The organism is Burkholderia sp. Bp9015 (genome assembly GCF_003853505.1).
Taxonomy (GTDB): Bacteria; Pseudomonadota; Gammaproteobacteria; order Burkholderiales; family Burkholderiaceae; genus Burkholderia.
In genome coordinates, this window is record NZ_QTPZ01000007.1 from 87,309 (window position 1) to 100,142 (window position 12,834).

The 12,834-nt window shown below is 60.4% G+C and carries 12 protein-coding genes; 10 read left to right on the top strand and 2 right to left on the bottom strand.

The genetic code is table 11. The features are described 5' to 3' along the window. Nucleotide 1 precedes the first annotated feature (1 nt). Nucleotides 2-877, bottom strand: coding sequence for a branched-chain amino acid ABC transporter permease (locus tag DIE12_RS10185; RefSeq protein ID WP_124551178.1), 876 nt, complete (start codon nt 875-877; stop codon nt 2-4). 242 nt (nt 878-1,119) lie between these two features. On the opposite strand from DIE12_RS10185, the gene DIE12_RS10190 reads away from it, so the two are divergent. Both DIE12_RS10190 and DIE12_RS10195 read left to right on the top strand, forming a co-directional pair. Next, complete coding sequence (locus tag DIE12_RS10190) at nt 1,120-1,359, top strand: helix-turn-helix domain-containing protein (RefSeq protein ID WP_124551179.1); 240 nt, start codon at nt 1,120-1,122, stop codon at nt 1,357-1,359. 340 nt (nt 1,360-1,699) lie between these two features. Continuing rightward, nucleotides 1,700-3,124, top strand: coding sequence for an amidase family protein (locus DIE12_RS10195; protein WP_124551180.1), 1,425 nt, complete (start codon nt 1,700-1,702; stop codon nt 3,122-3,124). 212 nt (nt 3,125-3,336) lie between these two features. Here DIE12_RS10195 and DIE12_RS10200 read toward each other — a convergent pair whose 3' ends face one another. Further along, on the bottom strand, nt 3,337-4,170 hold the full coding sequence (locus tag DIE12_RS10200) for a FadR/GntR family transcriptional regulator (protein WP_124551199.1): 834 nt from the start codon (nt 4,168-4,170) through the stop codon (nt 3,337-3,339). A 231-nt stretch (nt 4,171-4,401) separates the two neighbouring features. Between DIE12_RS10200 and DIE12_RS10205 the strand changes: the two genes are divergently transcribed. From DIE12_RS10205 to DIE12_RS10240, 8 genes are read left to right on the top strand one after another with little or no spacing between them, the layout of a single operon-like run. After that, nucleotides 4,402-5,661, top strand: a complete 1,260-nt coding sequence (locus DIE12_RS10205; protein ID WP_124551181.1) for an acyl-CoA dehydrogenase family protein — start codon at nt 4,402-4,404, stop codon at nt 5,659-5,661. A gap of 31 nt (nt 5,662-5,692) precedes the next feature. Continuing rightward, nucleotides 5,693-5,971 carry an acyl carrier protein gene (locus DIE12_RS10210; protein ID WP_124551182.1) on the top strand — a complete coding sequence of 93 codons (279 nt, stop codon included), beginning with the start codon at nt 5,693-5,695 and terminating at the stop codon, nt 5,969-5,971. Further along, nucleotides 5,955-6,992 (top strand): 3-oxoacyl-[acyl-carrier-protein] synthase III C-terminal domain-containing protein, encoded by a 1,038-nt coding sequence (locus tag DIE12_RS10215; protein ID WP_124551183.1) that lies wholly within the window; start codon nt 5,955-5,957, stop codon nt 6,990-6,992. Before DIE12_RS10210 ends, DIE12_RS10215 begins: the two co-directional genes overlap by 17 nt. Further along, nucleotides 6,989-7,936 (top strand): 3-oxoacyl-[acyl-carrier-protein] synthase III C-terminal domain-containing protein, encoded by a 948-nt coding sequence (locus DIE12_RS10220; protein ID WP_124551184.1) that lies wholly within the window; start codon nt 6,989-6,991, stop codon nt 7,934-7,936. Before DIE12_RS10215 ends, DIE12_RS10220 begins: the two co-directional genes overlap by 4 nt. A gap of 50 nt (nt 7,937-7,986) precedes the next feature. Next, a complete protein-coding gene (locus DIE12_RS10225; RefSeq protein ID WP_124551185.1) occupies nt 7,987-9,606 on the top strand; it encodes an acyl-CoA ligase (AMP-forming), exosortase A system-associated in 1,620 nt (539 codons plus the stop codon). Next, a complete protein-coding gene (locus DIE12_RS10230) occupies nt 9,603-10,811 on the top strand; it encodes a pyridoxal-dependent decarboxylase, exosortase A system-associated (RefSeq protein ID WP_124551186.1) in 1,209 nt (402 codons plus the stop codon). The genes DIE12_RS10225 and DIE12_RS10230 overlap by 4 nt, the downstream gene beginning before the upstream one ends. 28 nt (nt 10,812-10,839) lie before the next feature. Continuing rightward, complete coding sequence (locus tag DIE12_RS10235; RefSeq protein WP_124551187.1) at nt 10,840-11,949, top strand: acyl-CoA dehydrogenase family protein; 1,110 nt, start codon at nt 10,840-10,842, stop codon at nt 11,947-11,949. A 38-nt stretch (nt 11,950-11,987) separates the two neighbouring features. After that, nucleotides 11,988-12,539 carry a GNAT family N-acetyltransferase gene (locus DIE12_RS10240; protein WP_260429008.1) on the top strand — a complete coding sequence of 184 codons (552 nt, stop codon included), beginning with the start codon at nt 11,988-11,990 and terminating at the stop codon, nt 12,537-12,539. The last annotated feature ends 295 nt before the right edge of the window (nt 12,540-12,834 follow it).

Below are 12,834 nucleotides of genomic sequence, written 5' to 3' on the forward strand. Positions count from 1 at the left end.
TTCAACCTTTACCGTGTAGCTGATGAGCGGCGCTGAAACCGGGCAACAGGCCTTGCGGCCGAAAACGGATCAGAACGATGGACAGAATCAGCACGATCGCCGAGGCGAGAGACGGATCCACGCGATAGCTGAGCAGCGTTTCAGCCGTGCCGACGAAGGCGCTGCCCAGCAGACTGCCGGCGATCGAACCGATACCGCCCAACACAATCACGAAGAACGCCTTGGCCAGATAGGCGACGCCAAGATGGGACTCCACCGATATCATCGGCGCGACAAGGACGCCCGCCAGCGATGCGAGTGCGGCACCGCCACAGAACGCCAGCCGGTTCAGCCGCCTCGTGTCGATACCGACTGCCTCCGCCATCGCTGGGTGCTGGATCACAGCACGCAGCTGAGTTCCGAAGCGCGTATAGGCAAATAGCAGCCAGCAACCGGTCGTCACCACCGCTGCAACGCCAATCACGAAGAGTCGATACGCCGGATAGCTGCCCCCCGGCACGGGAATCGCCCCATCTAAGGGCGCGTACACCAGCATCGGATGTGTGCCGAAAATCAGTTCGAGGGCTTTCTGGACGATCAAGCTGATCGCGTACGTCGCAAGCAATGTATCGAGCGGACGGTCGTAAAGCAGTCGGATCACGAGACGCTCAAGGAACCACCCGAGCACCGCACCAACCACCGGCGCCACAAACAACGCGAGCCAGAACGCATGGGGCCCGCCCAACGATTGCGCCACGGCCAACGTGTAGGCACCGATCGTCACCCATTCCGCGTGTGCGAGGTTCACGATGTCCATCAGGCCGAAAACAATGGCTAGCCCCAAAGCAATCAGCATCAAGATGCAGACGTAACTCAATATATTAAGGATTCCTATCATATATCCCTCACAAGCTCACACCAATCAAAAGGGCGCGCGCCATCTCAACTTGACACGTCACCCTCGGGGGGAACGACGTCCCTTGCCCCCTCTCCATCGGTCCAGCGACTGGCCCACATCGCCCACAAAAACTAACAATATATTGTGAATTTTAGGACAAAACATATCGAACTCACAATATATTGTGAATTTTGGAGCGAATGCTCCCCGATACTCGATTTGCCTAATCAAATCGAGTTGGCATGACCACAGAATCATTCATCAAAGCGCTCGGCAACGAGATACGCAGCCGTCGCAAAAGAAAAAAGCTGACACAGGTCGGGCTCGCTGTTCGCGCAAACGTCCATCCCAATACCGTCTCGCTCATCGAACGCGCTGAGACGGTTGCCGGACTCGAAGCCCTGCTCGTTCTGGCTGAGGCACTCGACACGCCGCTATCGCAGATAGTCAAAGGCGCCGAGGACCGCATCAGTCTTCGTTGATCTGTTCTGTTTTGGCGCCCCATCTCTGCGGAGCCACTCCCCCGTCGCAACACTTGCCGTAACCCTCGCCTCCCGCCGCGCTGTCGGCCGTGGTGACGCGCGCTCGATGGATATATCTGACTTCTCCCCCAGGCGAGTTGGAAGTGCTAGACATACAGGCCGACCTCCGGCGGCGGCGATCCTCTTCGGCAAATTTATTATCACCAATCTACGAGCCTAGAAATCGGCTGTCAACGACCACCATCGTCGTGTTTACCCTACACATATCCATCCTCAAGCGCCCTTGACACACGTCATCACCGCGCCTATCTTTAATTTATTATAATTAATTGGAGGCGGGATGACCAACTACCTTTGTGAGCTAACGACGCACGAGCTCAGTGCCCTCTACGAAAGCGGTGAAGCCTCGCCGGTCGACGTCATGCGTGACGCGCTCGATCGCATTCAGTCGCTCGATCCGGTGGTCAATGCGGTCTGCGAAATCACCGACACAGCGTTCAGCATGGCAGAGGCCTCCGAGGCCCGATGGCGACACGGCATACCCCTGGGGCCGCTTGATGGTGTACCGATCACGATCAAGGACAACGTTTCCATCGCAGGCGTCGCAACTCGGTTCGGCTCTCGCGTTACCACGCCGGAAGCGTCTCATTCGGACAGTCCCTGCGTTGCAAGACTGCGTGAAGCGGGTGCAATCTGCTTTGCCAAGACCACGCTGCCCGACTTTGCACATAAGATCGTCACGGACAGCCCCCTTACCGGTACTACACGCAATCCGTGGGATCTCACGCGTACGCCCGGCGGTAGCAGCGGTGGTGCAGCAGCAGCAGTTGCGCTCGGGATGGGCTCCGCAGCAATCGGGACCGACGGCGGTGGTTCCATTCGTATTCCCGCTGCATTCACGGGAACGTTCGGGTTCAAACCCAGCTTCGGGCGCGTGCCTCATGCGCCCCGCGGCCCGTTCGGTTTGCTCAGCCATGTCGGCCCTATGACGCGCTGCGTCGAAGATGCGGCGCGCATACTGACCGTGATCAGCCTGCCAGACAGCCGTGACTGGTACGCCCTACCGTTCGATGGTGGTGACTACGCACGCGGTCTGCAATGTCGGCCTGTCCCCGACGGCATCCGTATCGCCTGTAGTCCAACTCTCGGGCTGCCGATTGCGGTTGAACCTGGAATCCACGCTGCAGTGATGCGTGCCGCAATCACACTCCGCGAATTAGGTGCCCGAGTTGATGCTGCCGACCCGCCCAGCATCGATCGATGCAACGCCGTCCATGCGACCCTATGGCGCGCGTTCTGCCGACAGCTCACGTCCGGCCTGCCCGGTGACATCGAGGAACTGGATCCGACACTGCAGGCACATGCTCGTGAAGGAGATGACGTTTCGCGTGAGGCATTGCTGGGCGCGCTGATCGAACGTGGCGACCTAGGTGCCGCGGTCAATGCTTTTTTCGAGCGGCACGATATCCTGATCTGCCCTGTGTACCCGCGTGTCGCCATGCCGCTCGCCGAGGTAGCGTCGAGCAATGAGCTGTTTCCACATTTCACTGCATGGTGTAATCAACTCGGCTTGCCCGCGGCGAGTCTTTACGCAGGCTTAACGGACGACCAACTACCCATTGGTGTACAGATCGTCGGAGGCCGTCACTCTGATGCGTTGGTTCTTTGGGTCAGCCATGTGCTCGAGCTCGCATTGGGAAGAGCGCCATTGGCTGAGATGACGCGCGCTCTGTTGGCTTCTGTCCCTGGCGGGAGACGCGAATGACCTGAGATAGCCAAACAGATTGCACCTCGTTCGCTGCGCACGTAAGCTGAGGTGAAATGCGGGTGGCGATGACCGGCCGAACCGACGGCAACGTCCGCGAACATCCAAATTTATCGAATCGACAGCACACTCTGTAGGTCCAGGCGATCCGATGATGTCATTTCCGTGTCTGCGAACCGGCGATCGCAGCGAGCGTCAACATTGACCGCCAATCACGACTCGCCGCGTTCGCTAAGATCCAATTCGGAATCCAGTACCAGCTTCTGCTGCAGCGCAGCGTGCACTGTGCGCAGCTGCGAATGCGCTTCATCCATGTGCGCCGTCATGAGTTGCGCGACTGCGTCGGCATCCCGGCGTCGCGCGGCGTCCAGTATCGCGCGGTGCGCGGCAACCGTGTGCCGCCCGAATGCCTGATAGTCCTGCTGCGTCACGTTTCCCGCCACGATCACGAGCGTGTGCAGCATCTGGTTGATGATCTGGCACAGGCTGCGCAGAAACGCATTCGGATGCGCAGCAGCCAGCACATCGTGGAAATGGATATCCTCATGGCGCTGGTCGAGCGCCTCGGCGTGACGTGTCTCGAACGGCTCACAAACGGACACACTGCGCTCGAGCGCCTCGAAATCCGCGTCTGTCAGATGGGGGACCGCACCCGCCGCCACCATGGGCTCCAGCGTGCGACGCACCACATAAATGTCTTCGAGCGTGACGCTCTCGAAAAAGAGATAGTTCTGCAGCGACTGAAATGCTCGGGCCAATGGCACGCGTGTGATCGTTGCCCCGCCATCCGGCCCGGTACTGAGGCTCACGAGCCCTTGTATCTCTAGGGCTTTGAGCGCGTCGCGCATCGAGCCTCGGCTGACATTGAACATCTGCTGAAGCTCAGCCTCCTTGTTCAAGCGTTTCCCTGGTCGCGCCTGCCCGTCGTTAATCCAACGCTTGATCTGCTCGGCCACTTGGTCGCCTCGCTTGATCGCGCGCGAGCCTCGTTTATCCGGCTGCGCCAGCGGCATCTTCTTTTCGGTTGTCGGTTTTCGCCCTGCCATATCGGTCACGTCCGTCGTTGGCCATTCGCTGCTGTATCCCGGCGCCATTATCAGGCATCCGCGCCCGACACGGCCAGATTTCCGGCTCCATGCAAGCCTCCCTCCCAACGTTGGGAGTAGCCGGGATAGTGCCCAAGACCTACGCTGCAATCCGAATGCCATGCGCCGAGTACCCATCACTTCCCTGGATGTCGGTCACTCGATATTGGTTGCCATCAGGAGAAATCCCTCATGTCAGAGTCGGTGAAGTCGTCTCAGGTGCAATCCACGCTTGCGACAATCCGGGCCAACCTCTCGGACGACGGGCTGGAACTGGATCAGCTTGCAGCACGCATGCGTTTGCACGGCCCCGAAGCCGACCGGACACGGCAGATTCCAGATGCAGTTTTTGCACCCTTGGACGTACCTGCGCTGAACTTGAATCTCGTTCCAGCCGCATACGGCGGTTGCGTGGACGTGCAATCACTGATGTCGCGCACCACACTGATGGAATATCTCGGGTACGCCGACGCGGCGCTAGCGCTCGCTCTGCCCGGCCCTGGCCTCGCAATGCCGCCCGTCCTCGCACTCGGCAGCGGCGAGCAACAGACCCACTTTTTCAAACGATTTCGCAGTGACACACCGCGCTGGGGTGCGTTTGCTATTACGGAGCCCGACTGCGGCTCTGATGCGACCGCGATGCGGACCACCGCTCGCAAGACGGCACGCGGCTGGGTACTGAACGGTACCAAGTGCTTCATCACCAACGGCGCACGCGCGGACGACGTGATCACGTTCGCCACCATCAATCGGCACGCTGGTCGCTTCGGCGTTCGAGCGTTCCACGTCGATCGCAATATCCCGGGCTTCTCCATCGATCGCGTCGAGCAAATGGTGGGGCTGCGCGCCAGTCAGCTCGCAGTTCTCTCTTACAACGAATGTGAAGTACCTGACGACGCGCTCCTCAGACGCGGTAACGAAAAACCCCTAAACGACGCGTTTTCGGGCGCACAACACGCATGGGACTACTTCCGCCCGCTACTGTCCGCGGTCATGGTCGGCGCATGTCGACGAGTACGCGACGATCTCGCGGCCTACTTCGAAGCAGGTGGACATCCTGTGAATCAACACCAGCGCACGGCCGACGTGAACGAAGCCCTGCTCGATATCGATCGGCAAATCACTACAGCCCAGTTGCTCTGCCGACACGCGGCGTGGAAAACCGATCAAGACATCGCGAATTCCATGGATGCGTCAATGGCCAAGGCATATGCGTCACAAGTAGCCGCCCGCGTCACCCGAGCGGCGATCGATCTCGCCGGTCTTGATGGTATCGCTGCCTTTCCTTCGCTTGAGCAAAGCTATCGCGATGCAAAGGCCTTCGACATCATGGAAGGCACCGGGGACCTGCAACGGCTCATGATTGCTCGCTCCGCACTACGTTCGGCATCACTTCCCTGGGAGGCTACCTCCCCCGCGTCGCACCGCTCCACAGAAGCGCCCCCATCCTGAACCCGTCCGAAATTCGCACTGGAGATCGTTCATGGCACCCCACCCCGCCTCCCCCAGCTCCGCTGGCGTGTCCGAGACAGTAAAAACCTGCTTGCTATCGGTACTTGGCAGCACCCTAAGCACCGATCTCATCGTAGACGACACCAACCTCTTCGACGTCGGCGTGGATTCGATGAATATGACGGACTTGCTGCTGCAACTCGAACAGCGCTTCGGCTTCACGCTGGCCCCTGAGGATCTATCCGCCGATCTGTTCCTGCGCTTCGGCAATCTCGTCTCGTTCGTCGAATCCCATGCATCCTTCGACTAACTTCACTGGCACCGAACCGCGCATTGTCGCCACGGCACGATATATCCCACAGCGCGATGTCCCGGCCGATGCACATATTGAACCATTCATGGTTTCGGGTGGGTCCGCACGAGAGGACGTGATGCAAGCAGTGTATGCCGATACGCTGCGGTGGCGCGACAGTGGTGCCCCATTCGGCGTGGCCGGTATTCCGTTGCCGCAAGCATCACGAGCTACTGATAACCGGGTCGCTGTGGAATCCGACCAGACATTGTCCGACATGGCACTTGCCACAGTGCGAACGCTGCTTGACTCGTCGTCTCAGGTCGACGCGTCCACACTCGATCAAATCATCGTATGCACAACGAGCTTCGAGCATGATCTGGCATTGTCGTGTGCCTGCCGTCTCCACAGCGAACTTGGATCAAGCCGAGCACCGCTTGCGGTCGGCCAGCTTCAAGGCGTGTCGTTCCTGATGGCGTTGGAAATTGCCGTAGCGATGATGGCCGCTGACATCAGACTGAATACCGTCGTGATTGTCGCCGCGGAACGCTGGCGCCGGCCGTTCTCACGTCGGGTCAGTGCATTGATCGACATGGGTGACGGGGCCGCTGCCGCACTGATCGCGAGACACCCCGGCCCCGGATGGCGCGTAAGCGGGCTCACCATACGGACGCCCGGAATCCCACATCTCGCAAGAGAGCGCGAACCCGTCTACATATCGACGCTCACAGACGTCATTAGCGAGACGTGCGCAAGCGCAGGTGTGCAACCTGCCAATGTCGACTGGGTACTTCCGGCGCCAATCGACACTCGACTGGCTCACGAAACCAATACACGTTGCGGACTGCGGCCCGAACGGGTCTGCCACATACGTATGGACGCGTCCGGCCATTTCTGTGCAGCAGACACGCCTGCACGGCTCGACGCGCTGCTGCGGTCGATCAACCCTAGCGAGGGACAACATGCCCTCGTTTGGTCCGCCGGCTTCCAAGGGCAGGCCGGTTGCGCTCTCCTTGAATTTCGTGGAGGTGGATCATGATTGCGTCGCAAGAGAATAGCTCCCTTGCGCTGTCTGGCATCGCATTCAGTCTGCCGGATCGAACTGTGGATGCACATCGCTGGGCGCAGCGCTGTGGCCAGCCGTCTACGCGTGCACGTGCACTGATCGAAAACGGCGTAACGCAGTTCCACGACGCGGCCGGCGAATCCCCAGTGACGCTTGCCGTCGACGCCATATCGTCCCTGCTGCGCGACACCAGGACGGCGCCTGAAACGATCGATGCGTTGGTGTACACGCACACGATTCAGACCAGCGTTATCGCACCACCAGCAAGTACCGCCCAACAGATTCAGTCCCGAACAGATCTGAACCGCGCGCTGGCATTTTCAGTCACGCAGCAGCACTGCGTCTCGCCAATGGCCGCGATCCGTGTATTGCAGGCGCTCGCCATGCGACGGCCCTCCATCCGGCACGCGATTGTGGTCTGTGCCGATGTGATCGGATCCCACTGCGACCGGCTGCGAGCAATCCAGGATCTTGCCCTCCATAGCGACGGTGCCTGTGCGCTATTGCTCGAACGAGACGGTCATCGAAACGCCATTGCGGGCCTGCACGTGTACACAGACGGACGATCCTTCCGCGGCACCGACGAGGATCTGCAGCCGGTTCCCGACGATCGGTACTACTGGTCTGCATTCACGACCATGCGGGCCGCCATCCAACAAGCAGGCATTACGACACGCGAGATCACGCATGTACTGCCTCATCACGCCAATCTGCCGGGCTGGTCCAGGCTGATGGCAATGCTAGCCATCCCTCGTGAGCGGCTTTTCACGGCTAACTTCGCGCCAGTCGGCCACGTCTTTGGCGCCGATCCCTTCATTAACTTCCAGACCTGTTCGAACCGGGAACCGGGTGGTTGGTCGCTGCTGTTTTCGTGTGGTCTCGCTGGCTGCTTCGGTGCCATGGTGGTCCGCCATTGATCCCCTGAACGATTTCCTTTCAACGCTCGACATTCGATCCGGATTCCATCATGAGAAACGTCCTCGACCTCGTGCAAGCCGCTGCAAACCGCACCCCAGACGCGGAAGCTCTCGTCTGCGGTTCCACCCGAGTAACCTATCAGGACCTGATTCACCGCGCGCGAGGCATGGGCAATGCGCTCTACGCGCTTGGATTCACGGCCGGCGCGCGCATTGCGATCTATCTGGACAAACGTGTCGAAACCGTCGTGTCGATGCTTGGTGCCGCTGCAGCGCAATGCGTGTTCGTTCCGATCAATCCGCTCCTCAAACCCCAACAGGTCGCTCACATCCTGCTCGACTCCGGTGCCGATTGCCTGATTACCAGTGCGCTGCGCGCCCGGGTCCTCGACGAACATGGTCTTACCGGCGTTTCCAACACAATCATCGTGGACGATGGTGGCTCCGCAAGCCGACATCTCCGAACAACAACCCACGTTCAAAGCTGGCCCGAGTCCGCAAGCGGTAATCGCACGGAATGGGATAGTGAAAAGCCACTGCACCCACCGGCATGGGCCAATGTCGACACGGATCTAGCCGCCATCCTGTACACATCAGGCTCGACCGGACTGCCCAAAGGGGTGATGCTAAGCCACCGCAACCTGCTCGAGGGTGCCTGGAGCGTTGCCCATTATCTGAATCACGCCTCATCCGATCGAATCCTCGCCGCCCTGCCGCTCAGTTTCGATGCTGGCCTGAGTCAGCTCACATCCAGCTGGGCCGTGGGGGCCACTGCCGTGCTCATCAACTATCTTGCGCCGCAAGACGTCATCGATGCCTGTGCGAGCGAACGTATTACAGCAATCACGGGCGTGCCGCCCTTATGGATGCAACTGGTCCGTGCGGCTTGGCCCGAGCCGGCACGCCGGACATTGCGCTACTTCGCGAACACTGGCGGCAGGCTTCCGGCGCCTGTCTTGCTGCAACTCCGGGCATTGTTTCCGCAGGCCAAACCCTATTTGATGTATGGCCTGACCGAGGCATTTCGTTCAACTTTTCTCGATCCCGCAGAGGTGGACCACCGCCCCGATTCAATCGGAAAAGCCGTCCCTAATGCCCGGATTCTGGTCGTGCGCGATGACGGCTCGCCTTGTGGACCCGACGAAACCGGAGAACTGGTCCATATCGGAGCCTGCGTCACGCTCGGTTACTGGAACGACGCGACGCGCACAGCCCAGCGCTATCGACCTTCGCCCGAACTGAAACCGGGCGGCGCACCACGAGATCGTGCGGTCTGGTCAGGTGATCTGGTACGGAGAGATGTAGAAGGATTCCTGTACTTCGTCGCGCGCAACGACGCGCAAATCAAGAGCTCCGGTTATCGCATTAGCCCTGAAGAGATCGAAGAAGTCGTTCATGACAGCGGCCTTGTCACGGAAGCGGTTGCCTTCGGCATCGCTGACGATGAACTTGGCGAAGCGATCGTCTTGTTGGTCGTGCCGGCCGCCACGGGCTTCGATGCTCAAACGCTTCAGGTCTGGTGTGTGGAGCATCTGCCGCGCTACATGGTGCCGCATCGCATCGTGGTTCGCGAGACGGTTCCACGCAACCCCAACGGGAAATTCGATCGGGCCGCATTGCGCGCCGCCTTCTCGAGCCCTGACGCCGCCGCCGAAGTGAGGCAATCATGAATGGACTGTTTGGCGAGCGCGATGGCGTCCTCACCGTCGGCGGCGTCGAGATCACTCGTCTGGCCGATCGCGCAGGGCGCACTCCGTTCTTCGCCTATGATCGCGCAACGCTCGACGAGCGAGTATGCACGCTGCGCGATACGCTGCCAGCCGGTATCGACCTACATTACTCGATCAAGGCCAACCCGATGGCGGCGGTCGTCCATCACCTCGCGCCACAAATGGACGGGTTCGACGTGGCATCGGCCAACGAGATGGCACTTGCGCTAAATGCGGGCATGCCCGCAGAACTGATTGGCTTCGCCGGCCCAGGCAAGAGCCGCGACGACTTGCGTCGCGCCGTCGCGAGCGGTGTCAACATTCACCTCGAATCGGTCACCCAGTTGCACCTCGTGACAGCACTCGGCTGGGAGCTGGGTGTGCAGCCGAAGGTCGCCATACGAGTCAACCCGGACTTTCACGTCGATCACAGCGGCATGCGCATGGGTGGCGGTGCCACCCCTTTTGGGCTCGATGCGGAGCAGGTGCCCGAGCTACTGCGCGAGCTCGATGCTAGAGAAGTGACGTTAGCCGGTTTTCACATTTTTTGGGGATCCCAGTGTCTGCACGCCCCGACCGTCATCGAGGCTCAACGGAAAAGCGCAGATCTCGTCGTGAAATTGGCCGCCGGCCTGCCGCTCGCTCCGCAATACGTGAACTTCGGAGGCGGTTTCGGCATCCCCTATTTCGCGGGGGAAACACCACTTGACCTCGCTGCGGTCGCCAATGCCATGCACGATTGGCTCGACGTATTCCGCGGTCGTTTGCCGGACACACGCACCGCCCTGGAACTTGGACGATATTTGGTCGGGGAAGCCGGCATCTATGTGTGCCGCGTCATCGATCGCAAGGTATCCCGAGACCGAACGTTCCTGATCACCGATGGCGGCCTGCACCACCACCTGGCTGCATCCGGGAACTTCGGGCAGATCCTGCGTCGCAATTTTCCGGTCACGATCGGGAATCGCCAGACACAAGCCCCTACGGAGCGTTGCCACATCGTCGGATGCCTGTGCACGCCGCTCGACCGGATCGCCGATGACGTGCTGCTTCCCGAGGCACGCATTGGGGACTTTGTGGTCGTCTTCCAATCGGGTGCGTATGGACGCTCGGCTAGCCCTGGAGACTTTCTCGGCCACCCGAATGCGATCGAGATGCTCGTCTGACCACCCTCGTTCTTTGTGGAGGATTGTGATGTTCTCCCCTGATTCCTTCCCGCCGGGACCTGCTCCGGCGCCGTGGGCACTGACCGATGATCAACGCAACCTCCATATCGCGAGCCAACGCTTCGCGCGCGACCGACTGGAGCCTTTGCTGACCGACTCACCCAGCGTAGCAGCATGGCAAGAAACCGTCAGACTCGCAGCCGCAACGCTTGATCTTGGAGCAATGGTCCTACCCGAGGAACACGGCGGCCTGGGAATCGACCGTCACGGTCTGGCACTTGTTGTCGAAGCGCTCGCCGCTGGACCGCTTGAGCGTGCATTGGAGTTGACGCTGACAGCACCCGCGCTCATGGTGCTCCGTACGCACAATGCGCTCGGTCCGGTTCTGGCTCGGCCTGTTCAGGCGTATTTCGACGGCACAACAGCGATCGCGTTGTCCGTGCCCGGCATCGAAAACGCAACAATATGGCAACTCGGTCCACTGGGCGTCGCGGTGACCCTCACCATGCGAATAGATGACGAGCGGCACCTCCTCCTCACCGAGCGCCCGCATGATCAGCGATCGTCGAGATCGACAGGCATCGCCACGCTCGGCGCCCTCGTGTTGGAGCAATTGCATTCTGACGAGGCCGCGGCCGAAACGCCGCTCGCCGTGATTGCACGAGCCGACAGCGATATCACTCCCCCCGCGCAAACGTACCTGACGGAAATCGGCCTCTATATCACTGCGCTCTTGACGGGCGCCATGCAACATAGCATCCGGTTCGCGTTCAATTACGCGGCGACTCGGCAAGCGTTCCGAAAGCCGTTGGCAAACCATCAACTCATCGCGGCGCGATTATCCGACATGCTGATCGCCGCCCATGGCACCCATCTTTTTCTGCAAGCTGTTAGTGCAGCCCGCCCGTCTCCGCCGGTCTTGCTGGTCCGTCAGTTACTACGACACGTCGCGGCCGAGTCGGTCAACGTCAGTCGTGAATTCGTGCAGCTTTGCGGCGGCCACGGTTATGTTGAAGGCCTCCCGCCGGCAGCACGCTTCCAGACCAGCCATTGGTTTGCCCAATTCCTGCTGCAGATCGACACAGCGCTCGGCTGGCTCTCGGAGCCGCGGGACGCGAATGAGGGGGGCGACTTATGAATGGCTGCGCCCCTACGGATGGCTCGCTTCAGCCCTCAATGGACAACGCTGTAACGCACGCAACGTCCTCCACTTGCTGGTTACGCGAACCAGGGCCGAATGACATCGACGACATCGTCGCCTGGCTCGCCCAGCCGACCATCAGTCGGTGGTTCGACTTCGGGCTCGGCCGCCAAGCCCTGCCCGCATTGGCGGTGCAAGCGATGGTCCATAGCAGACAGCATCGAATACGCGTGTTCGGTTCGGCTGGCTATACAGTGCCGAGTGGTGTGGTCGCCGTCAGTGACGTCACGCATCGCTTCGCGACGGGCTCATTCTGGATCCTTCGCGATCGGTTGCGGCCAATCTGCGTCAATATGGCTTACAACGCCGCGACATACCTCCTTCATGAAGCGTTCACCCGTGATCGGCTGCGGTGCATCACAGCATGGGCTGTCGACTGCAATGTTCCGTCACAACGTCTACTCGCGCGCTTGGGTTTTCGTCTGATCGGACTGCAACGAGACTGTCATCTCGTCGATGGCACGCGCGTCGGGCGGCTCATTTATGACCTGCTGCCCGAGGACCTCGCGCTACCACGCGCACCATGAATACACCCGTGATCACGGCACTTGCCAGCTATGTGCCGCGCACAGTCGCTGTACCTCGTGGGCGCGGAATCGAACCGACGCGTGGTGCTCCGATACGGTCCGGTTGGCACGCTTGGGTCACGTCGTGGCAAGCCGATTACGCCCCCCACTCCACAACGAAAGCGGCTGCAACCAGAAGCGCTGCGGTCAACGCAGCGGCGGACGAATTTCGTTGTGTGCCTATTGAGCGCGATACCGATCTATCCGGGCTCGCTGCAAAAGTGGCACAGACAATATGTGCAGCGCGGCCAGCCGA